At 42.5% G+C, this 21,724-nt stretch carries 22 protein-coding genes; 5 read left to right on the plus strand and 17 right to left on the minus strand.

Annotation, left to right across the window (positions count from 1 at the left end):
* Positions 1-6: 6 nt before the first annotated feature.
* The 12 genes from holB to yceD form a co-directional block, all read right to left on the minus strand.
* Positions 7-999 carry a DNA polymerase III subunit delta' gene (gene holB / locus ACIH2S_RS11390; RefSeq protein WP_430247471.1) on the minus strand — a complete coding sequence of 331 codons (993 nt, stop codon included), beginning with the start codon at positions 997-999 and terminating at the stop codon, positions 7-9.
* Positions 1,000-1,009: 10 nt separating this feature from the next.
* On the minus strand, positions 1,010-1,636 hold the full coding sequence (gene tmk / locus ACIH2S_RS11395; RefSeq protein ID WP_036953082.1) for a dTMP kinase: 627 nt from the start codon (positions 1,634-1,636) through the stop codon (positions 1,010-1,012).
* 8 nt (positions 1,637-1,644) lie between these two features.
* A complete protein-coding gene (gene mltG / locus ACIH2S_RS11400; protein WP_036953081.1) occupies positions 1,645-2,667 on the minus strand; it encodes an endolytic transglycosylase MltG in 1,023 nt (340 codons plus the stop codon).
* Positions 2,668-2,745: 78 nt separating this feature from the next.
* Positions 2,746-3,573 (minus strand): aminodeoxychorismate lyase, encoded by an 828-nt coding sequence (gene pabC, locus ACIH2S_RS11405; RefSeq protein ID WP_036953079.1) that lies wholly within the window; start codon positions 3,571-3,573, stop codon positions 2,746-2,748.
* Positions 3,574-3,721: 148 nt separating this feature from the next.
* Positions 3,722-4,972, minus strand: coding sequence for a beta-ketoacyl-ACP synthase II (gene fabF, locus ACIH2S_RS11410; RefSeq protein WP_036953077.1), 1,251 nt, complete (start codon positions 4,970-4,972; stop codon positions 3,722-3,724).
* Between the two features lie 78 nt (positions 4,973-5,050).
* Positions 5,051-5,284 (minus strand): acyl carrier protein, encoded by a 234-nt coding sequence (acpP, locus tag ACIH2S_RS11415; protein WP_006660807.1) that lies wholly within the window; start codon positions 5,282-5,284, stop codon positions 5,051-5,053.
* A gap of 156 nt (positions 5,285-5,440) precedes the next feature.
* Positions 5,441-6,175 carry a 3-oxoacyl-ACP reductase FabG gene (gene fabG, locus ACIH2S_RS11420; protein WP_036953075.1) on the minus strand — a complete coding sequence of 245 codons (735 nt, stop codon included), beginning with the start codon at positions 6,173-6,175 and terminating at the stop codon, positions 5,441-5,443.
* 8 nt (positions 6,176-6,183) lie between these two features.
* A complete protein-coding gene (fabD, locus tag ACIH2S_RS11425; protein ID WP_108477953.1) occupies positions 6,184-7,116 on the minus strand; it encodes an ACP S-malonyltransferase in 933 nt (310 codons plus the stop codon).
* A gap of 18 nt (positions 7,117-7,134) precedes the next feature.
* Complete coding sequence (locus ACIH2S_RS11430; protein WP_036953071.1) at positions 7,135-8,085, minus strand: beta-ketoacyl-ACP synthase III; 951 nt, start codon at positions 8,083-8,085, stop codon at positions 7,135-7,137.
* 3 nt (positions 8,086-8,088) lie between these two features.
* Complete coding sequence (gene plsX / locus ACIH2S_RS11435; protein ID WP_071992158.1) at positions 8,089-9,129, minus strand: phosphate acyltransferase PlsX; 1,041 nt, start codon at positions 9,127-9,129, stop codon at positions 8,089-8,091.
* An 11-nt stretch (positions 9,130-9,140) separates the two neighbouring features.
* On the minus strand, positions 9,141-9,311 hold the full coding sequence (gene rpmF, locus ACIH2S_RS11440) for a 50S ribosomal protein L32 (protein ID WP_006660802.1): 171 nt from the start codon (positions 9,309-9,311) through the stop codon (positions 9,141-9,143).
* A gap of 12 nt (positions 9,312-9,323) precedes the next feature.
* Positions 9,324-9,848 (minus strand): 23S rRNA accumulation protein YceD, encoded by a 525-nt coding sequence (yceD, locus tag ACIH2S_RS11445; protein ID WP_036953067.1) that lies wholly within the window; start codon positions 9,846-9,848, stop codon positions 9,324-9,326.
* 142 nt (positions 9,849-9,990) lie between these two features.
* Here yceD and ACIH2S_RS11450 point away from each other — a divergent pair, with 142 nt between their 5' ends.
* Positions 9,991-10,575 (plus strand): Maf family protein, encoded by a 585-nt coding sequence (locus tag ACIH2S_RS11450; RefSeq protein ID WP_108477952.1) that lies wholly within the window; start codon positions 9,991-9,993, stop codon positions 10,573-10,575.
* A gap of 49 nt (positions 10,576-10,624) precedes the next feature.
* Here the strand turns inward: ACIH2S_RS11450 and rluC are convergent, their stop codons facing one another.
* A complete protein-coding gene (rluC, locus tag ACIH2S_RS11455; RefSeq protein WP_036953062.1) occupies positions 10,625-11,581 on the minus strand; it encodes a 23S rRNA pseudouridine(955/2504/2580) synthase RluC in 957 nt (318 codons plus the stop codon).
* Between the two features lie 618 nt (positions 11,582-12,199).
* On the opposite strand from rluC, the gene rne reads away from it, so the two are divergent.
* The gene (rne, locus tag ACIH2S_RS11460) at positions 12,200-15,379 is read left to right on the plus strand and encodes a ribonuclease E (RefSeq protein ID WP_270103494.1); all 3,180 of its coding nucleotides are present in this window, start codon (positions 12,200-12,202) and stop codon (positions 15,377-15,379) included.
* Between the two features lie 206 nt (positions 15,380-15,585).
* Positions 15,586-16,461, plus strand: coding sequence for a colicin-like pore-forming protein (locus ACIH2S_RS11465; protein ID WP_154599454.1), 876 nt, complete (start codon positions 15,586-15,588; stop codon positions 16,459-16,461).
* Positions 16,462-16,488: 27 nt separating this feature from the next.
* Here ACIH2S_RS11465 and ACIH2S_RS11470 read toward each other — a convergent pair whose 3' ends face one another.
* The 3 genes from ACIH2S_RS11470 to ACIH2S_RS11480 form a co-directional block, all read right to left on the minus strand.
* Positions 16,489-16,818 (minus strand): colicin E1 family microcin immunity protein, encoded by a 330-nt coding sequence (locus ACIH2S_RS11470; protein ID WP_036953056.1) that lies wholly within the window; start codon positions 16,816-16,818, stop codon positions 16,489-16,491.
* A gap of 195 nt (positions 16,819-17,013) precedes the next feature.
* Positions 17,014-17,346: a PTS system regulator TmaR gene (gene tmaR / locus ACIH2S_RS11475; RefSeq protein WP_036953053.1), complete on the minus strand. Its 333-nt coding sequence runs from the start codon at positions 17,344-17,346 to the stop codon at positions 17,014-17,016.
* A gap of 345 nt (positions 17,347-17,691) precedes the next feature.
* The gene (locus ACIH2S_RS11480; protein ID WP_036953050.1) at positions 17,692-17,973 is read right to left on the minus strand and encodes a type II toxin-antitoxin system ParD family antitoxin; all 282 of its coding nucleotides are present in this window, start codon (positions 17,971-17,973) and stop codon (positions 17,692-17,694) included.
* A 108-nt stretch (positions 17,974-18,081) separates the two neighbouring features.
* On the opposite strand from ACIH2S_RS11480, the gene ACIH2S_RS11485 reads away from it, so the two are divergent.
* Positions 18,082-18,213 carry a hypothetical protein gene (locus ACIH2S_RS11485; protein ID WP_255427171.1) on the plus strand — a complete coding sequence of 44 codons (132 nt, stop codon included), beginning with the start codon at positions 18,082-18,084 and terminating at the stop codon, positions 18,211-18,213.
* 113 nt (positions 18,214-18,326) lie between these two features.
* Positions 18,327-19,766 carry an exodeoxyribonuclease I gene (gene sbcB, locus ACIH2S_RS11490; RefSeq protein ID WP_036953047.1) on the plus strand — a complete coding sequence of 480 codons (1,440 nt, stop codon included), beginning with the start codon at positions 18,327-18,329 and terminating at the stop codon, positions 19,764-19,766.
* 178 nt (positions 19,767-19,944) lie between these two features.
* On the opposite strand, the gene dld is transcribed toward sbcB, so the two are convergent.
* On the minus strand, positions 19,945-21,672 hold the full coding sequence (gene dld, locus ACIH2S_RS11495; protein WP_036953044.1) for a D-lactate dehydrogenase: 1,728 nt from the start codon (positions 21,670-21,672) through the stop codon (positions 19,945-19,947).
* Positions 21,673-21,724: the final 52 nt, after the last annotated feature.

Below are 21,724 nucleotides of genomic sequence, written 5' to 3' on the forward strand. Positions count from 1 at the left end.
CTCTTTTTATCTTGAAGGCGAAGCGAATAACGCTTCCCAGTGTAATAATTGGTTGGTCAGGATCAATTCCTGATTCAGTGCAGGCACGGTTAATAGCTGGTAACGACACCCTTGCCACTGGCTATACACATCCAATAGCTGCGAGCTGCTCATGGATGTAGCCAACAAAGTAACGCACGCCATTTTATCTTGGTTAACAACATATTGCCCTGCTTTTTGCTGCAATTTTATGCCATCGGCAATTAACCCGAGTAGCCAATTAATGCATTCAGGTCCATTGTCAGTATTTAACGCTGGCAAAAGCTTTAAAAAATCTTTCTGACGTAAGCTCTGCTCTAACTCATTGCACAATAGCTGACGTCGTTGCCACTGCTCCGGCTTAAGCAACTGTAATGCGGCAACAGGAGCACCTTGACATAATGTTAACGCAGTCACAGCATCTTCTGCGGATAAGCCCGCCTGCTGTTTTTGCAGCCAATACAACGCAATTTGCTGATCCGGTGCAGGTAAAAAATGAGTTAAACAGCGACTTCTTAATGTCGCCAGCAAACTATCAATTTTTTCACAACCTAATAAAAAGTAGGTTTGCCCTGCGGGCTCTTCTAAGGTTTTGAGCAGCGCATTAGCCGCGGCATCCGTCAGTGCTTGTGCATCGGGAATGGAAATGACTTTTGCACCACTTTGCTGTGCATGACCACTTAACGTTTCTGTCAGTTTACGAACCGCATCAACACTGATGGTTGTTTTCCCTTTTTCAGGCTCTAGAACATGATAATCAGGATGTGTACCTGCCAACATTAAGCGACAGCTATGGCACTCTCCACAGCTTTTTAAACCGTCTTTATCTTGGCAAATCAACCAACGGCTCACGCCATAGCTTAATGCCTCAGCCCCATTGCCCGCTATTGAGTGAATCAACAACACGTGGTGCCCACGTCCTGCTTGATAGGCGCTAATTAATTGACGATAAGTCTCATTAAGCCACGGATACCAATTCATCATTAGTGCCTTATTTTGCCAGCCACGTCAGTAAAGTACTGCGAATATCGGCTTGCACCTGTTCAATATTTTGGCTCGCATCGATGGTTAAAATCGTGTCGTCTGCCGCTGCCAATTCTAAATAACGCGCTCGGGTACGTTCAAAGAAAGCCAGTGATTCTTTCTCAATACGGTCTAATTCACCGCGAGAGCGGGCGCGTTGTAAACCCAATTCTGGCGGTAAATCTAAATAGAGCGTCAGTGCAGGTTTAAATTCACCAAGGACGAGGTCTCTTAATGAAGCCATTAAATGGCGATCGATTTCACGGCCACCACCTTGATAAGCTTGGGAGGATAAATCGTGTCTGTCACCGATAACCCATTTTCCTGCAGAAAGCGCAGGCTTGATGACGGTATCAACTAACTGAACACGCGCCGCGTACAACATTAATAGCTCAGCTTTGTCGGTGACTCTATCACCTTCAATGCCTTGCTTTATCAATTCACGTAGTTTTTCCGCAAGCGGCGTACCACCCGGTTCACGGGTAAACACCATATCATGGATGCCAGCTTGTTTTAATGTGTCAACAACGGTATTGATTGCCGTCGTTTTACCCGCACCTTCTAATCCTTCAATAACAATAAATTGGTTTTTCATTTCGTTTATCAATTCTTTTGCTCAATTTGTCGGTAAACCTTAACAGCGCGGTTATGGTCGTTAAGATTGCGACTAAAAGTATGTCCGCCTGTACCGTCGGCGACAAAGTATAAATAATCTGTTTTTGCTGGATGAGCTGCCGCTTTTATCGAAGCCAGACCCGGCATGGCAATTGGTGTTGGCGGTAAACCATCGATTTTATACGTGTTATACGCGGTATAGTTATCCAAATCACTACGGTAAATTTTACCACGATAGTTTTCCCCTAACCCGTAGATAACCGTAGGATCTGTTTGTAAGCGCATGTTTTTCTTCAAGCGATTCACAAACACCGAAGCAACCTGCGCACGTTCGTTGTCCACGCCAGTCTCTTTTTCAACAATCGATGCCATGATCAACATTTCATAGGCATTCTTATAGGGTAGATCTTTATCGCGACCTTTCCACTCTTCGTCCACCGCAGCTTGCATGCGTTTATAAGCGCGCTTGAGTATCTCAACGTCGCTGGTTCCCGCAGTGTATAAATAGGTATCGGGGTATAACCAACCTTCGAGGTTATCTCCCTCTTTAAAATCCAGCATGGCATAAAGCTCAGTTGGCGTAGCATCTTGAGTTTTATGTTGCATATAGGGAGCATCACGCAAAATATTGCTCCAATCAGCCAATTTGTTACCTTCAATAAAACGAATACTAAATTGTGCTTCTTTTCCACTGGCGATCAACGCTAATAATTGCTCTACAGTCATATTTGGCTGTAAGCGATAGGTGCCCGCTTTGAATTGAGCTAATTCAGGACGCGCTTTAAGAAGAAGTTGGAAATTATGCCCTTCTTCAATGAATTTTTCTTTGATAAGCAACGCTTCTAAGGCCACTCGCCCTGTTCCAGAAGGCACAGTAAAAATTGTTTCTTGGATAATGTTTATGGGCTTTTTCGCATAATCAAGAATTTGGCGATATTGCAGATACACCACAATCGCGCCAATAACCGCAAGGACAAAGACAATCAGTGTTATTTTTTTCGCTAATTTCATTATGGGTCACTTAAGTGCATTGTTTGTCGATGAATAATTGTTTGTCGATGAATGATATAAGTTAAATAGTTATCAGCTTTAAATTTGTCGCTGTAATAGTAAATACTCAAACAGTTCTCTTGATTGATAACGGATTGTTTTATCTTCTGAAAACCGAATACTTTTCACCGGTAAAACAGGCATTAAAGCATTGCAAATAATCACTTCATCACATTGAGTCAAAATGGCGGGAAAGCGCTCGACTTCTGCCAGATGGTACTGACTATTATTGAGCTGTGCTATGATCTTTTGTCTCATTAATCCATTGACGCCGGAGTGACTAAGAATCGGAGTGTAAACATCACGCCCTATACGCCAAAAAATATTGGCGCTACAGCATTCAACGATGGCGCCATTCGTATCTAACACCACGGCCTCGTCTAATTTTGCATCATCAATTTCTTGGCGGATCAACACTTGCTCTAATCGATTTAAGTGCTTCATGCCAGCTAAGAGTGGATTGCGGCTTAATGGAATTTGACTGAGCAGCAACGACGCCCCTTGGCACTGTAATGCTGCGTAGTGTTTTGGGAAAGGAGAAACCATCACGATAATTGTCGGATGTTCAAATCCTTGAGAGCTATAACCTCGACCGCCCTGACCTCGACTTAACATGACTTTCACCACAAACTCTTCATCCGTTTGCTGCTCACAAACCTCTTCAATATGTCGCGTCAGTTGTGGCCAATCTATCACCGGTAATTTGAGACGAGCAGAATCCTGCTGTAGGCGTAAAATGTGCTTATCTAACATCTTTGCTTGTTGATTCACACCATGGATAGTCGTAAAGCAGCCATCACCAAAGGCAATAGCGCGATCGGTAATATCAATTTGTTGACAAGAAACCCTGTTAACCCAATAAGTCATGACCATTTCTTATAATAAAAGCTGATAAATCAGGCAGTAACATAGTGTGTAATATCATAAACTAAAGCAAAGAGTACTGCAAAAAGAAGGTAAAAATAAAGCCCCAGTATCAAAGACACTGGAGCTTAGAAATGCACGGTATTATTGATTATTCCGCGTGATAACGACGGAAAATTAAGGAACCGTTAGTACCACCAAAGCCGAATGAGTTACACAGAGCATACTCCATGTTTTCAACTTTACGGGCTTCACCCGGAACAAAATCAAGCTTACAACCCTCATCAGGATTATCTAAGTTGATTGTTGGTGGAATGATTTGGTCACACAGAGACAGAATAGTAAAGATAGATTCAATCGCACCCGCAGCACCTAATAAGTGACCTGTCATGGATTTTGTTGAACTGACTAATACATTCGTGTCTTCACCAAATACAGAGATAACCGCTTGCGCTTCCGCTAAGTCACCTGCTGGTGTTGATGTACCGTGAGCATTGATATAGCCAATATCACTTGGCTTAATGCCTGCATCATTTAGCGCATTCACCATCGCTAATGCAGCGCCTTCACCATTTTCTGGTGGTGACGTCATGTGGTAAGCATCACTGCTCATACCAAAGCCTGCGACTTCTGCGTAAATTTTCGCACCACGCGCTTTAGCATGTTCATATTCTTCAAGTACGATAACCCCTGCACCATCACCCAGAACAAAACCGTCACGGTCTTTGTCCCATGGGCGACTAGCCGCTTGTGGGTCATCATTACGGGTTGATAATGCACGTGCTGCACCAAAGCCAGCGACACCTAATGGTGTTGTTGCTTTTTCGGCACCACCTGCCAACATCACATCAGCATCACCATACGCAATCATACGTGCTGCGTGCCCAATATTATGAACACCAGAGGTACATGCAGTAGCGATTGAGATGCTAGGACCACGGAAGCCATACATAATGCTTAAGTGACCAGCAACCATATTGATGATTGTTGAAGGTACGAAGAATGGGCTCACTTTACGAGGACCGCCGTGTAACATAGATTCACAGTTGTCTTGAATGAGACCTAACCCGCCAATACCAGAACCAATCGCCAAACCGATACGAGTAGCATTGGCTTCTGTTACTTCCAATTCAGCATCTTTGATAGCTTGATAGCCCGCAGCAATACCGTATTGAATAAATGGGTCCATCTTCTTCGCATCTTTGCGAGAGATGTCAAAATCTTCGTAGTTGAAATCTTTTACTAAGCCAGCAAATTTAGTTGCGTGGTTAGTAGTATCAAAATGATCGATTAGGCTGATACCACTCTGTCCGTCACAAACAGCTTTCCATGATGACTCAACTGCGTTGCCGACAGGAGATAACATGCCCAGTCCGGTTACGACTACACGACGCTTAGACACGTATGTCCTCCAAGGAGGGAATTAGTTACAAAAGAAACATAGGCGATCGAATGATCGCCTAGATAAGTTTTACCGCTATTACTCAGATGCTTTGACGTAGTCAATTGCAGCCTGTACTGTAGTGATCTTTTCAGCTTCTTCGTCAGGGATTTCGCAATCGAACTCTTCTTCCAGAGCCATAACCAGTTCTACTGTGTCAAGAGAATCAGCGCCCAAGTCATCAACAAATGAAGCTGTATTCACAACTTCTTCCTCTTTAACACCCAGTTGTTCAACGATGATTTTCTTAACGCGTTCTTCGATAGTGCTCATACTATTAAAATTCCTATCAAAACTCGCTTTCGCGATGGTTTTCGTAGTTTATGAAATACAGGAAAAGATACAACCCAATCCCGGCTGTGGAAACCATTATTTTGCATAATTTTGTATTAGATAACACAAAAATATGCAAATGGTTCCCTCATTTCTTTAGATCATGTACATGCCACCATTGACATGCAATGTTTCACCTGTGATGTAAGCAGCTTCGTCAGAAGCTAAAAATGCTACAGCACTGGCAATTTCTTGTGCATCACCCAGTCTATTCGCAGGAACCTGAGATAAAATGCCTGCACGTTGTTCGTCTGTCAATGCCTTAGTCATATCAGTTTCGATAAAACCAGGCGCTACAACGTTAACAGTGATACCACGAGAAGCGACTTCACGAGCTAATGATTTACTAAAACCAATCAGCCCAGCTTTCGCTGCCGCGTAGTTTGTTTGTCCCGCATTTCCCATGACACCCACAACAGATGCGATAGAAATAATACGCCCACAACGCTTTTTCATCATGGCACGCAAAACGGATTTAGACAAACGGTAAACGGATGAAAGATTCGTGTCAATAATATCTTGCCACTCATCATCCTTCATACGCATCAATAAGTTATCACGCGTAATACCAGCATTATTAACTAAAATATCAATTTCGCCAAATTCCGCACGGATCTGGGTCAATGTTTCTTCAATTGATGCTGGATCTGTCACGTTTAACGCTAAGCCTTTACCTTTGCCATCTAAATAGGCAGTAATTGCTTGCGCGCCTTTTTCGCTTGTTGCAGTACCGATAACGGTCGCACCGCGTGCAGTCAAGGTTAAAGCAATCGCTTTACCGATCCCACGGCTAGCACCAGTTACCAGTGCAATTTTTCCTTCAAAGCTCATTGTCGTCCTCAGATAGTTTCTAAAGCCGAGTCTAATGATACAGGATCATTGACTGCAACGGCAGTTAAATTAGAGACAATTCGCTTGGTTAGACCAGTCAGGACTTTACCTGGACCCATCTCAACCAATTGCTCAATGCCTTGTTCTGCCATGAATTCGACTGTTTCAGTCCAGCGCACCGGATTATATAATTGGCGCACTAATGCATCACGGATATTTTTCGCAGACGTTTCCATTTTAACATCAACGTTGTTAATAACTGGATAGGTCGGCTCACAAAATTCAATTTTTTCTAATGCTTCAGCTAATTTATCTGCAGCTGGCTTCATTAATGCGCAGTGAGAAGGCACGCTAACAGACAGTGGCAATGCACGTTTTGCGCCGGCTTCTTTACAAGCAGCACCTGCACGCTCAACCGCAGCTTTCTCACCCGCAATAACAACCTGCCCCGGTGAGTTAAAGTTAACAGGTGAAACCACCTGCCCTTGTGCTGCTTCTTGGCATGCTTTCTCGATAGATTCGTTATCTAAACCGATGATTGCATACATTGCGCCCGTGCCTTCAGGAACCGCTTCTTGCATCAGTTTACCGCGCAGTTCCACTAATTTAATGGCTTGCTTGAAGTCGATAACACCCGCACAAACTAGCGCTGAATATTCGCCAAGGCTGTGACCTGCCATCAATGCAGGCATTTTGCCATTTTTTGCTTGCCAAACACGGAAGATAGCTACAGACGCTGCTAATAATGCGGGTTGAGTCTGCCATGTTTTATTTAACTCTTCTTCGGGTCCATTTTGAACTAGTGCCCAGAGATCGTAACCCAATGCTTCAGACGCTTCAGCGAATGTTTCTTTAACCAGCTGATTTTGTTCTGCTAAATCAGCTAACATCCCTAAAGACTGGGAACCTTGTCCCGGGAATACCATAGCAAATTGTGTCATGTTTGTTTTCTCAGTAAATTAAAAACGAACCAGTGCGGAGCCCCAAGTAAAGCCGCCACCAAATGCTTCTAATAACACTAATTGGCCACGCTGAATGCGACCATCACGCACTGCTTCATCGAGTGCTGTTGGGACTGATGCCGCAGAAGTATTTCCATGACGATCCAACGTAACAACCACTTTATCCATGGTCATATCCAATTTTTTTGCGGTCGCGGAAATAATTCGTAAATTTGCTTGATGTGGTACTAACCAATCAAGTTCTTCTTTTGCAATGTCGTTTTGCGCCAATGTTTCATCAACGATATGGGCTAATTCACGCACAGCAACTTTGAATACTTCGTTACCTGTCATGGACAAGTAAGCTTGGTCATCTGAACAGCGGCTACGGTTTGGTAAGGAGAGTAAATCTCCATAACGCCCATCAGCGTGCAGATGTGTAGAAATGATACCCGGTTCTTCAGAAGCGCCAATTACCACAGCGCCCGCAGCATCACCAAATAGAATAATGGTTCCGCGATCATTCGGGTCTAACGTTTTAGATAACGCATCCGCACCAATCACCAATGCTTTTTTAGTCATGCCCGTTTTAACGAACTGATCAGCGATACTGATAGCATAAGTAAAACCAGCGCAAGCTGCTGCTACATCAAATGCCGCACAGTCATTAATTTCCAGCATTTGCTGAATTTGACATGCAGCGCTTGGGAATGCGTGAGTTGCGGATGTTGTCGCGACAATAATTAAACCAATTTCACTGCTGTCGACCTGTGCCATTTCCAGCGCATTTTTTGCTGCTTGGAAACCCATTGTGGACACGTTCTCATCGTCAGCTGAAATTCGTCTCTCTTTAATACCCGTACGCGTTACAATCCATTCATCAGAAGTATCAACCATTTTTTCCAGATCAGCATTGGTACGAACTTGCGATGGCAAATAGCTGCCTGTTCCTAATATTTTACTGTACATAGGTTATTGATCACTCCTGGGTAAAACAATATTAAGTCGAGCTGTTATTCTTTCGGGAACTTGTCGTTCAACAGCCTGTACCGCACGTTCAATCGCGGCTTTAAACGCATTCTCATTCGCTGCGCCATGACTTTTGATGACAATCCCTTTTAATCCTAACAGAGTCGCGCCGTTATACTGGTCGGGGTTCATATCCCCAAAACGCTTCATTAGCCGTTTTTTCAACCATTTCTTAGCGAGTTGCATAAACCAACTGCTTTTTTTGTTCTCTTCACCGGCTGATTTTAACAATGAAAGAATGACACGAATCACCCCTTCCATTGTTTTTAGTGAGACATTACCTGCGAAGCCGTCACACACTAATACATCTGTTTTACCTGTCAGCAACTCGTTGCCTTCAACATAACCAATGTAATTAATTGACGCCGTTTCTTTTAACATAGCGGCGGCTTCGCGGATATTGTCCAGCCCTTTACTCTCTTCTTCACCAATATTGAGTAAAGCGACTTTAGGTTGATTGATGTTGGCAACTTCTTCCGCCATCACTGAACCCATCACTGCAAATTGCACGAGCATTTCACTGCTGCAATTCACGTTAGCCCCTAAATCGAGGACAACGGTTTTTCCTTTTTTCTGATTTGGCAAAATGGTCATTAACGCTGGGCGTTCAATACCCTCAATTGATTTTAACATCAATTTTGCCAAGCCCATCAATGCACCCGTATTACCCGCACTCACGCAAGCCTGCGCTTGACCTGTCTTCACTAACTCTAATGCCACTCGCATTGATGTCCCTTTGCTTTGGCGAATTGCATGGGATGGCTTAGCATCGTTAGCAATGACGTTTTCAGCAGGGATAATTTCGATACGCGAAATTTGCTCAGCACTTTGTTGTGCAAGCAAGGGATGAATGGCTTCGGGTTGACCGACAAGCAGTAATTTTAATGCTGGATTAGATGCCAGTGCCTGCAATGCAGCAGGCACCGTGACGCGGGGACCAACATCCCCGCCCATGGCATCTAACGCGATGGTTAGACTAGCCAAAGTATCAACAATTACTTGCTGATAACCTTACGGCCACGGTAGTAACCATCTGCAGTCACGTGGTGACGCAGGTGAGTTTCACCGGAAGTTTTATCTACAGAAACTAGGGTAGCAGTCAGTGCATCATGTGAACGACGCATACCGCGTTTTGAACGAGTTGGTTTATTCTGTTGTACGGCCATTGACCTTACTCCTTAAGTACTTTTCTTTAAACTGGCTAATACGGCAAATGGATTTGGTTTCTCTACCTCAGGAGGTAGTTCACCATACACCATGTCCGCTTCGGACACTTCACAGTGTTCAGAATCATGAACCGGAACCACTGGTAGGGATAGAATTATTTCATCTTCTAACATTCCCAGCAAATTTATTTCACCAAATTCATCTACATAAACTGGTTCATACTGTTCCGGTAATGCTTCGGCCTTTTCGTCACTGACGACAGGACTAAAACAATACGATACGTAGACATGATGTTTGAAATCTTTTCTGCAACGTTGGCATTGTAGGGTGACATCCAATTCAGAATGCCCCTCTATGACCGTCAAGCGCTGATTATCAATTTTAAATGATAATTTGCTTTCAACATCACTATCTACACTGACTACTGATTCGGCAATTCGTGTAACTTGCTCAGGTGTGTAACTCCCGACATAGTCGAGGTTTTTCTGAGCTGCACGCTGCGCATCGATAGTCAGGGGTAATTTTACCTTTTGCATAAGGCGCGCATATTAACTTTGTAATGAACTATAGTCAAAGAAAAAGGCGGGATAAACTCGCCTTTTCACCAAAAAATCGCCGGTTAAGCGGATATAGTTTAAAATGAGTTAACCCTTTTGGCTATGAGTTTCGAGAAAAATCATGAAATCGATTATTTTGGCGTCAACCTCTGAATACCGACAAGCCTTACTGAAGAAGTTGGGTATCCCATTTCTCGCCGCCGCGCCCAACATTGATGAAACCCCTGTTTTACAGGAATCGGCTCAAGCTTTAGTGATGCGCTTATCTCACGAAAAAGCCAATGCATTGGCTCAACGGTATCCACAACATTTAATTATTGGCTCTGACCAAGTTTGTGTCATTGACGATAAAATCGTCGGAAAGCCACATAATTTTGATAATGCCTTTAAACAACTCAAGGCAGCGTCAGGTCATCGGGTGACTTTTTATACTGGGCTTTGCTTATTAGATAGTGCGACAGGTAAATTCAATCTCCAGTGCGAACCCTTCGATGTCTATTTTAGACAGCTCACTGATGAAGAAATCACCCAATACCTAAATAAAGACGAACCTTATCAATGTGCGGGTAGTTTTAAATCGGAAGGACTAGGCATTAGCCTGTTTGATAAACTTTCAGGGCGAGATCCAAACACACTGATTGGCTTGCCGACTATTTTATTGCTGGAAATGTTACGCCAGCATGGCGTCAATCCACTTTTAGACTAAATAATAAGGTTAGCTAACCTGCGGGAGTTGCTAACCTTTATTATCATTATTACTGCGCTTTTTTCGCTCTCAAGACTTTCAGGCACTGATTCAAATCGTTATGTAACGGCGCAACGACTCGCATCTCTTCACCTGTTTTAGGATGAGTAAATTTCAGTGAATACGCGTGCAAAAACAAACGTTTTAGCCCTGTATCTGCCAGCTGGCTATCAAATTGCCTATCACCATAACGATCATCAAAAGCAATTGGATGGCCTGCATGCAAAGTATGCACGCGGATCTGGTGAGTGCGCCCGGTTACTGGGCTCGCTTTAACTAACGTTGCATTTTCAAAACGTTCTTCGACTTTAAAGCGTGTTTCAGAAGGCTTGCCTTCACTACTCACTCGAACAATACGCTCACCGCTTTGTAAAATATTTTTCAATAACGGCGCTTGCACAACTTTAGTATGTGACTGCCAATTACCGCGCACTAACGCTAAATAATCTTTTTGCATCTGTTTCAGGCGTAATTGTTCGTGAAGCGCACGTAACGCCGAACGTTTTTTAGCAACCAATAAGATGCCGGAAGTATCTCTGTCTAAACGATGTACCAGCTCTAAAAAGCGGGCTTCTGGACGTAATGCGCGCAGCCCTTCAATCACGCCAAAGCTTAATCCACTGCCACCATGAACCGCGGTACCTGATGGCTTATTAATGACTAGAATGGATTCATCTTCAAATAGAATGCAATCTGTTAATGCTGCCACCTTATCCAATTTCGCTGAAACAGGTGCGGTTTCACGTTCAGCCACACGCACTGGCGGCACGCGAACTTGATCCCCTTCGAGTAGTTTGTATTCAGGCTTAATTCGCCCTTTGTTGACGCGCACTTCACCTTTACGGATGATGCGATAAATCATGCTCTTAGGAACACCTTTTAACTTGCTCAGCAAGAAATTATCAATGCGTTGCCCTGCTTCGTCATCGCTAATATCAATAAATTGGACTTGGTTTTCTGTTTTCATTCGGGAATGCGTTAACTCTGATTGATGAATAAATAGTCTCACTTACATCGTTATATCATACCGACTCCACGAATTTTTTTATGTTTTTTTTTAAATTGGTCAATTTCTGCATGATTGGCTCAATTTCTTAATAAAATTTCCATATAACTTACGTTGCACTTGCTATAATGCACTTGGCAATGGAATAATAAGCGGCGCCAAGATGTTTAAAAACGAAAATTGGCTTTGCTATGTTAGCTTTAGGTGTTTTTGCACTTTCGGCTATAATTATTTTTAGCTAGTAGAATACAAGTTAGACGTAATACTGTAGGAATTTATTATTTGATGGCGTAACGATGCTGCAATGGCGTAAGACATCTAACTAAATCAAATAAATTAGCGAGCAACGAATTTTAGCTTATTGGGTTGGGAGTCTCCGTTTTCTAAGAAATCTACGGCATCCTGATTAAGAACGCTGAATTTTTAATCTAAAAATCAGGTTCACCGAATACTGCGCGTCTCTATACGAACGACTGCCGAGAGGTAGACGGCTTTGTAAAAATCATGAGGCCATCGGTTTACAGTAGCTCCTTCTTTCGCTGCTCTTTATTATTTAAAAAATAATGAGTAAGTAATAACATGAAAAGAATGCTAATCAACGCAACTCAACAGGAAGAGTTGCGTGTTGCCCTTGTTGACGGGCAACGACTCTACGATTTGGATATTGAAAGCCCAGGTCATGAGCAAAAAAAAGCCAACATTTATAAAGGTAAAATCACCCGTATTGAACCAAGCCTCGAAGCTGCTTTTGTTGATTATGGCGCTGAAAGACACGGTTTCCTGCCTATCAAAGAAATCGCTCGCGAATACTTCCCTAGCAATTACCACTCCCAAGGTCGTCCTAACATCAAAGATGTGCTTAAAGAAGGCCAAGAGGTTATTGTTCAAGTTGATAAAGAAGAACGTGGTAATAAAGGTGCAGCCTTAACCACATTCATCAGCTTAGCGGGTAGTTATTTAGTTCTGATGCCAAACAACCCACGTGCTGGTGGTATTTCTCGCCGCATCGAAGGTGAAGATCGTACAGAATTAAAAGAAGCGTTATCTTGCTTAGAAATTCCAGATGGTATGGGACTCATCGTCCGTACTGCGGGTGTGGGTAAATCAGCAGAATCCCTGCAACAAGATTTACTGTATCGTTTACGCCACTGGGAAGCGATTCAAAAAGCCGCTGAAAACCGTCCAGCTCCGTTCTTAATCCACCAAGAAAGTAATGTGATTGTCCGTGCTTTCCGTGATTATTTACGTCCTGACATCGGTGAAATCCTGATCGATAACCCGAAAGTGGTTGAGATGGCACGTAACCATATCGAAGCGATTGGTCGTGGTGATTTTGCTAGCAAAATTAAACATTATAGTGGCGATGTACCTCTGTTTAGTCACTATCAAATCGAATCTCAAATCGAATCGGCGTTCCAGCGAGAAGTGCGTTTACCTTCAGGCGGTGCGTTAGTTATCGATACAACCGAAGCATTAACGGCTATTGATATCAACTCCTCACGCTCAACCCGTGGCGGTGATATCGAAGAAACGGCATTCAATACTAACCTTGAAGCCGCTGACGAAATTGCACGTCAATTACGTTTACGTGACTTAGGTGGGCTGATTGTTATCGACTTTATCGATATGACCCCAGTTCGCCACCAACGTGAAGTTGAAAACCGCCTACGTGAAGCCGTTCGCCAAGACCGTGCGCGTATTCAAATCGCACGTATTTCACGCTTTGGTCTGTTAGAAATGTCTCGTCAGCGCCTTAGCCCATCACTGGGTGAGTCCAGCCATCACGTCTGCCCACGCTGTACAGGTACAGGGACTATCCGTGATAACGAATCGCTGTCACTGTCAGTACTGCGTTTAATCGAAGAAGAAGCACTGAAAGAAAATACCCATGAAGTGCATGCGATTGTCCCTGTGCAAATCGCGTCATACCTGTTAAACGAGAAACGCCAAGCAGTCACGGAAATTGAGCAGCGTCAGCGTAACGTGCGCGTTGTGATTGTACCGAATGACCAGATGCAAACACCTCACTTCCACGTCATCCGTATCCGTAAAGGTGAAGAAGTTCAAACTCTGAGTTACAACTTAGCCCAGTATCATGAAACTGAAACTTTAAACCACGGTGAAGAAGCGACGACTGAGCGTAAAGCACCAGAGCAACCTGCTATTTCAGCATTTGCACTGCAAGAGCCAGTTGAAGTTCCTGCACTGAAACCAAAAGAAGCTCCGGCTAAAGCACCTGTTCGTGCCAAAGTGGATGAACAACCTAAAGTTGGTTTATTTAGCAAAATTGCTGCTTTCTTTAAAGGTCTCTTTGCTGAAGAAGAAAAAGCGGTTGAAAAACCGGCTCAAAAACCACGTCAAAATAACAATGACCGTCGCCGCAATAATGATCGTCGTCGTAATAATAACGACCGCCGTAATAACAATCGTCGCGACCGCGATGATAATTACGAAAATCGAGATAACCGCGACAATCGTGACAACCGCGATAACCGTAATAATCGCAATGCACAATCTGAAGATGCTGCCAACCGCAACAAGGGACGTAATAACAAAAATACGAACCAAGTTGAAGAGCAAACCACTGACAATGCAAACCGCGAAAATCAGCAGCAACGTCGTGATCAGCGTGCAGAACGTCGCCGTCGTCAAGATGAAAAACGTCAACAACAAACTGCAAAAACGCAGCAAGATAACCAGCAAACCGCTGTTGATAATGCAGCTGTAGAAAAAGATGAAGAAGAACAACGTCCTGTTGCTCCTCGTCGTCAACGTCGTCAATTAACACAAAAAATTCGTGTGACTGACAATGACCAAGCAGCAGAAACGTCAATGGTTGCTGATACCGCCGTTGTTGCAGAAAAATCTGCGCCGATTGCGGCATTACCAGCAGCAGTGAATGTTGAGAAAAAACAATCTCATGTTTCGCTGGACGAAGATGACAACTTAGTGACTAACTCAGAACAATTGGATGATGATGAAAAACAAGACACCATCATTCCACGCCGTTCTCGTCGTTCACCACGTCATCTGCGTGTGAGTGGTCAGCGTCGTCGCCGTTACCGTGATGAACGTCATCTGAATAAATCACCAATGCCTTTAGCGGCGGCTGTAGCTTCCCCTGAATTAGCCTCTGGTAAAGTGTTTATTCGTTACCCTGTCGTTCAGCCTCAACAAGAAAGCATGGCTATCATGACCAATGAAGAGATGCTGGAACAACAAAATACCGTTCAGGCCCCTGTGGTAGCTGCTCCAATTGAACATGCTGAAGTAAAAGCCGAGCTCACTGAAGCCCCAGTTGTTACTGAAACTGTTATCGAAGCACCAAAAGTAGAAACTGAAGCCAGCGTTGTTGTTGAAACCGCAGCAATCGAAAGCGATGTGCCTGAAAATGTTGTTGCTGAGAATATTGTTGAGAGTGTCGCAGCCGACGTTATCGAAGAGACAAAATCAGCAGTCGTTGAAGAGGTCAAAACTGTTGTTGAACCTGTCGTTGCTGATGTAGTGATTGAAACCGCAGTTACAGCAATTGTTGAAACCGCCGTAATTGAACCAGCTTCAACAGCAAATGCAGTTAGCTTACACAAACGTCATGCATACTCACCAATGACGAAAGCCCCAGCGCCTGCTGTAGTGGCTTCAGACTTTGAAATTAAAGAGTATCAACGTGAGCCATCAACCTTTGAATCTAAAGGCGCAGGTGGACATGTAGCAGCCAACGTTGCGACATCAGAAATGGCAAAACCTGCTAGTTTCTGATTTTAGCAAGTTACTGACGAAAGCCTTGATAGGAAACTATCAAGGCTTTTTTTTGCCCAATAAAAATTGAGTCTGTTGTAATTTATTAAATACTAAGGAAATTTATCATCTTAAAGCCTTTGACGAAATATCGTAGATAACTGCATTGTACATTTGCATAAAAGACATATGTACCGTGGGAAAACACACTTAATGAGGATATTTCTATGGATTATGATTATACACAAATAGACCATTGGAAAAATGGCCATGCCTATGCAAGCGATGGTGTATTACTACTCCCAACCCTTCATGTAAGTTACAACAGAATTCTTCCTGACCACATTCTGAATGCGATGGCAAAAGGATTATGTGGTGTCTGTGGGATCAGTAATTGCCGTTTCGAAAAGACATCTCCTTATAAAAAAATGTTAAGCGCCTATCAAAGTGGACAACTTGAATTAATGTATACCATTTATTGGCGCTCTTTTGGCGGGTTGTACCCAATGATGAAACCGAAAATAGAGCAGGATTTAAATGAAATAAATAAAATAGAGTCAGAGGAGATTAAGGAGTCAGTTAAATTTACAACTGATTTTTATAAAGAAGTTTTTAATACCTATGGAGAAAAAGCAGAAAAACTGGCTAAAACTATAGCGGAGCAATCCAGAGGAAAAAGGATTCGTAATGTTGAAGATGCATTAAGAGCTTATGATAAATATAAAACTAATATTAATAAAAAGATCGATACTAAAAACCGGAAAATTATTGCATCAGCATTAGAATCACTCAACGTTGATGAGATTGCAAAAAACTTGAAAAAATTCAGTAAAGGCATGGGCTTTGTAAGCTATTCAATTGATGCTAACGACCTAAGAATTGAATTGGTTAAAGCCGTAGAAACTGATAATTGGAGACCATTTTTTGTGAAAGTAGAAACTATATTAATAGGAATTAGTGCTACGGGTATTGCTGGCTTAGGTTTTAGTTTTTTATTAGGTGGACCAGTTGGTATATTAGGCTATGGACTTATACTTGCCGGAATAGGGTCTCTAATTGATGATAGCTTGGTAGAAAAAGCAAATAAGCTAGTTGGTTTATAGTAAGCCACAAGAAGGCAGTTCATTTGGTTACTGCCATCTTTTTATAAAGATAATTATTATAAATATTAACGTTATTGGAATTGCGAAGAAAAAAACAACACCATGATACAAAGCTAATCCTCCAGCCTTACCTGGAGTGTCCATCAACAAGCCTCTACTCCAAAATTCTTTAGTAGTAAAAATTAAAAAAAAGCTTTCCACAGCCCATTTAGCCAGCGGAAAAATTACAATGCCAATAATACTTATCAGTATAATTAATGGTTTATATTTAAGCTCATTATCTAAACAAGAGTATAAAAATAATAAACCCATAAACCATCCCCAGTACATATTTTTAATATAATATCGTTTATTCATTGCGTGCTTTCTTACCAACTAAAGAGTTAATGATAACAAAACACATATGCAAATGAAAACTCATAATAAAATTAAGTTATTAATATATATGCATTTTAAATCCAATCAACTAATCACTAAGTGAACCATCTCATTTTATTACTAAAAAAAAGCTGAGACATAGCTCAGCTTCCTTAAAATTAAATCAGACGACAATTACTTAGTTTCAGGTCGCGCCAGTTCACCCATTTCTTTAAGTTTTTTAGAGATCTCACGACGCTCTTTGGATAACTCAGCATTCTTAATGATGTAATCATCGATACGATCATCATAGTCGCTACGCATGTTTGCGATGATGCCATGGATATCATCAATGGACATACCTGGTTTGATATACTCACTCAGGTTATCTAACAGCAAAACACGTTTTTGGTTATCACGAATTTTCTTTTCGTTATCCGTGATTTCGCGACGAATTTTATTTTTACGACGAAACATACGCACAAATTCCAGTACATTCTGGAAAGTTGGTTTGTTGGCGTTGTCCATGTTTAAAATCCCCTATTCAATAATCAAAATGTATTGTCTATTAACACAATACCTTCTTCTAGGGTCACCTTACAAGATACATTCGCTATTTTATTGATTTAATGTTACTCATAACATCTTGGTATTGATTCAATACACGGATCACTGTTTTGGAGTATTTGGAAGGAATAAAAAAGACAGTATGATTCTCAACGGGTAACGAGAATATATTTCGTCCTAACTCTCGTCGTTGTACAGCAATAGTGAGCTAACAACTCAAAACTGTTAGTGAACCGAATGAGATACTCTTCCGCCTTTTTAGTCCCAAAATGCTTCTGGCTATACCACCAAATAGCTTCTAAATCCTCATTCGCTTTTGGGGTCAGATTTATCGTTTTCATTTTTAACCTTATCTTTCATCCGTTGAAGGAATTTGGTTTGATCCCAAGCGATTGGCGTTCCACTGCTCAATCCTTCAGCAATAAGATCTTTTAATTCTTGCACATGGGATTGCGCTTGCTTTTCTTTAAGTAAACGCAAGGCATCACGTAAAACTTCACTCTGCGTTCTGTAATCACCTGAATTAACTAATGAATCGATGAAATCACGAAGTTCATCACCGAGATCGACTGTCATTGTTCTTGCCATAAGCTTTCTCGTATAAGATATATTCTTACATCTAGTATAGGTTCATCTATTTTTTTGATCCAGATTATTTTCTATACTCAATTTTTCTAGACTACTTTTGAGGTTAATATGGATAAAACACGCCTTCATAGCGATGCCATCGCTGAGCTTCTACGAAATGAACCCCACCTTATTAAATATTATTTAGAGCACGCTTTGCTTGAAGCTAATGAAGATGGCGGCCAAGAGGCTCTTATTTAGTGTCTATCCCATATAATGCAATCGCTATCCCCCACATAAGTTTAGATTTTCTGCCAGATGGTTTACCATAGCATCAAACCGTTATGCGTTTGCATTACTCACCTAAATCGACGATGGATCTCATTTTGAAAAATAAGCATAATCAGCCGACCTTTTTTATCCATGACTATGAAACATTTGGTAAGCATCCGGCTCTGGATCGCCCTGCTCAGTTTGCGGGTGTGCGGACAGACTTAGATTTCAACATCATCGATGAACCTGAAGTATTTTACTGCAAACCTACGGATGATTATCTTCCTCAACCAGAAGCGGTAATGATAACCGGCATTACCCCGCAAATCGCAATGGCCAACGGCATGAATGAAGCGGAATTTGCGAAGCGCATCCATAACGCATTCAGCGTACCTAACACCTGCATTATGGGTTACAACAATATTCGCTTTGATGATGAAGTGACGCGAAATATTTTTTATCGTAACTTTTATGACCCTTACGCCTATAGCTGGCAGCAAGGTAATTCTCGCTGGGATTTATTGGATGCATTACGCGCTTGCTTTGCGCTGCGCCCTGAAGGGATCAATTGGCCAGAAAATGATGACGGGTTACCTAGCTTACGCCTTGAGCACTTAACCAAGGCCAACGGTGTGGCTCATGAAAATGCCCATGATGCTATGTCTGACGTTTTAGCCACCATTAATATGGCTAAGTTACTGAAACAAGCTCAACCTCGTATGTTTGATTATTTCTATCAACTGCGAAATAAAAACAAAGTTAACCAGCTGATCGACATCGTGGATATGACCCCGTTAGTTCATGTATCGGGGATGTTTGGCGCGGTACGCTCTTATGTCAGCTTAGTGGCCCCTCTCGCTTGGCACCCTGAGAATAAAAACGCGGTGATTATGTGTGACCTGTCAGCAGATATGTCGCCACTACTAACGTTAAATGCGGATGAACTTCGTGAGCGCTTATACACACCAAAAGCTGAGTTAGGTGACGAGCTACCCGTCCCAGTTAAACTGGTACATATTAACAAATGCCCAATCCTTGCCCCTGAGAAGACCTTGCGAACAGTAGATGCTGAACGTACAGGCATTGACCGTGACCTGTGCATGCGTAATTTAGAGCTGTTACGTAAGAATCCTGATGTGCGTAATAAACTGATTGAGTTGTTTAGCGTCGCCCAACAATTTGAAGAAAATAATGATGTAGATAGCCAAATCTATAATGGTTTTTTCAGCCCATCTGATCGCTCTACGATGGATATTATTCGCGAAACGCCACCCCAGAATTTACCTGCGTTAGATCTTAGCTTTGAAGATAAGCGAATGAAGGAGCTATTTTTCCGTTATAAGGCACGCAATTTCCCTGCGACACTCTCTTATGATGAGCAACAGCGTTGGTTACAGCATCGCCGCGATTATTTTACTGAGAGCCGTTTAACGGATTATCTACAGCAAATTCAATTACTCATGGAAGTTCATCATGAAGATGAAAAACGCTGTCAGCAATTAAAAGCCTTAGTGAACTATGCCGCAGAATTAGCAAGTTGATTGTCAGTGATAGGGATGAAAATGGCTCTTTTTGAGTTGTAAAATTAACGAGGAAAATCAATTTGTTGATTTTCGCCTGATAACACAAAGAGGGAAAAGCCACGCTTTTATCCCTCTTTGTGATCAATCTCATGGGCAGAAAACCCGCCCATTTTATTATCTTCTATCTTTTAGTGGCCTAGTGGTCACAACCACAATCCCCTTCCCAATGTTTCCGCTTAGTGGTCTTTCCAAGACCTGGATTCATGGTATTTGTTGGGTCGGACTCTTTATAGAACGATTTCAATTGTTCCGGTGCTTTATATAAATGCCCAACGTTGTGCTCTGCTGGGTACTGAGCGCCTCGCGCATCCAGTAATTCCAACATTTTTTGCTTCAGCTCTTTCGGATCTACGCCTTTTTTCAAAACATAATCTTGGTGCATGACGTGGCACATAAAATGTCCGCAATATAATTTATGCACAATCAGATTTTCAATTTCTGGTGGCAATTTTTCAAACCAATCACGGTCATTACGTCTTAGTGCAATATCTAGCGGTAGGACATCTTCCACATCATTATTATGTACGGCATGATAGCGAACGGCAGATCCCGCAGCGGCAAAGCGATGTAAGAATGCTTTTGCACCTTCTTCTGGTGTGCATTCAAAATAGCCGCCATCGGCTGTGGCGAAGAAGGATTTCAACCAAACTTTAGCTTCATCTATACCGTCCCCCGCCATTTTGAGCATTAAATGGTGCTCGTACTGGTCACGGAACTGTTTCATGCGCGGTGGTAGATGAGATGGCCACAGTTTGCTTAGCAGCTGCATGGTGCGGTCAATTAAGTTTGATGGCAGAAATGGTACTTTATTCAGCACCGCATCCATACGCCCTTTAATGGTAAAGAAGGTTGGCATTTTGTCGGTGCCAAATTTATCGATCATTAAGAACGTATCTTTGCCGTAAATTTCGGCAATATCAAAGCAGCCACGGTGCATATATTCACCTGCGACAGGCAAATTTTCAAACTCACTCAAAATATGGCGACGAATGTCTTCTAGGACATCTGGATTGTTTGAACCAATATAGAAAACTTGTGTGGCTTTGTCCGCAGGGAAAGTATCTAAGCGAACAGCGAAAACAGCTAACTTACCCGCACAGCCTGAGGCTTCAAACAAACGACGCTCATCCGCATTAAAGCGCGATGGCGTGTCTGCATCGACATCTCGCACGCGTTCTGCGTAATCATGATCGGATGCCAACTTTTCACTATTTTCGATATCTTCACTGCTATAGCGACGGTTTTGTAGGTTGGTTAAGATCTCTTCTGGAGTTTTCCCCAATTCGATACCTAAATGGTTTACCAGCTCAACCTTGCCATCTTCATTGACGCGTCCATATAGGGCCAACTCCGTATAAGCCGGACCACGACGCACAAGGGAGCCACCAGAACTATTACAGATCCCTCCCACAACGGATGCACCAATACATGAAGAGCCAATTAAGGAGTGCGGTTCACGCCCCAGTGGTTTGAGGATTTTTTCGAGGTCATAGAGCGTACTGCCAGGCATCGCAACCACTTGGTTAAATTCGGGTAGGACTTGAATTTGGTTTAGGCGTAACGTGCTGATAATGACGATATCGCGATCATAATCATAACCGCTTGGGGTTGAGCCTTCAGTGAGCCCCGTGTTTGCCGCTTGCATGATCACAATTTTGTCAGCTTCGACACAGGCTTTAAATACATACCACTGTTCGAGTAACGTGGTTGGGAATACAACGGCAATGGCATCACCCACTCCTGAGCGGAAGCCTTTGCGATAACGTTCTGTTTTATGGGATTCGGTAAGGATATTTTTTTTGCCAACAATGTTCCTGAGTGTGAGTAATAATCGTTGGTTCTCAGGATTTTTTACATCATTCATCTCATGCCTTCCTGTCAGGGTCTTGTCATTAAACCCATCCACAATATCACAT

The organism is Providencia lanzhouensis (assembly GCF_050469745.1).
Classification (GTDB): Bacteria; Pseudomonadota; Gammaproteobacteria; order Enterobacterales; family Enterobacteriaceae; genus Providencia; species Providencia lanzhouensis.

Coding starts and splice junctions, on each gene's coding strand:
- fabG (WP_036953075.1), bottom strand. CDS start 6,175: ATGAGCTTTGAAGGAAAAATTGCACTGGTAACTGGTGCTAGCCGTGGG.
- ACIH2S_RS11480 (WP_036953050.1), bottom strand. CDS start 17,973: ATGGCAAGAACAATGACAGTCGATCTCGGTGATGAACTTCGTGATTTC.
- tmaR (WP_036953053.1), bottom strand. CDS start 17,346: ATGGACAACGCCAACAAACCAACTTTCCAGAATGTACTGGAATTTGTG.
- sbcB (WP_036953047.1), top strand. CDS start 18,327: ATGGATCTCATTTTGAAAAATAAGCATAATCAGCCGACCTTTTTTATC.
- rluC (WP_036953062.1), bottom strand. CDS start 11,581: ATGAAAACAGAAAACCAAGTCCAATTTATTGATATTAGCGATGACGAA.
- ACIH2S_RS11430 (WP_036953071.1), bottom strand. CDS start 8,085: ATGTACAGTAAAATATTAGGAACAGGCAGCTATTTGCCATCGCAAGTT.
- ACIH2S_RS11470 (WP_036953056.1), bottom strand. CDS start 16,818: ATGAATAAACGATATTATATTAAAAATATGTACTGGGGATGGTTTATG.
- holB (WP_430247471.1), bottom strand. CDS start 999: ATGAATTGGTATCCGTGGCTTAATGAGACTTATCGTCAATTAATTAGC.
- fabD (WP_108477953.1), bottom strand. CDS start 7,116: ATGACACAATTTGCTATGGTATTCCCGGGACAAGGTTCCCAGTCTTTA.
- yceD (WP_036953067.1), bottom strand. CDS start 9,848: ATGCAAAAGGTAAAATTACCCCTGACTATCGATGCGCAGCGTGCAGCT.
- dld (WP_036953044.1), bottom strand. CDS start 21,672: ATGAATGATGTAAAAAATCCTGAGAACCAACGATTATTACTCACACTC.
- mltG (WP_036953081.1), bottom strand. CDS start 2,667: ATGAAATTAGCGAAAAAAATAACACTGATTGTCTTTGTCCTTGCGGTT.
- ACIH2S_RS11450 (WP_108477952.1), top strand. CDS start 9,991: ATGAAATCGATTATTTTGGCGTCAACCTCTGAATACCGACAAGCCTTA.
- ACIH2S_RS11485 (WP_255427171.1), top strand. CDS start 18,082: ATGGATAAAACACGCCTTCATAGCGATGCCATCGCTGAGCTTCTACGA.
- ACIH2S_RS11465 (WP_154599454.1), top strand. CDS start 15,586: ATGGATTATGATTATACACAAATAGACCATTGGAAAAATGGCCATGCC.
- rne (WP_270103494.1), top strand. CDS start 12,200: ATGAAAAGAATGCTAATCAACGCAACTCAACAGGAAGAGTTGCGTGTT.
- tmk (WP_036953082.1), bottom strand. CDS start 1,636: ATGAAAAACCAATTTATTGTTATTGAAGGATTAGAAGGTGCGGGTAAA.
- rpmF (WP_006660802.1), bottom strand. CDS start 9,311: ATGGCCGTACAACAGAATAAACCAACTCGTTCAAAACGCGGTATGCGT.
- pabC (WP_036953079.1), bottom strand. CDS start 3,573: ATGACTTATTGGGTTAACAGGGTTTCTTGTCAACAAATTGATATTACC.
- acpP (WP_006660807.1), bottom strand. CDS start 5,284: ATGAGCACTATCGAAGAACGCGTTAAGAAAATCATCGTTGAACAACTG.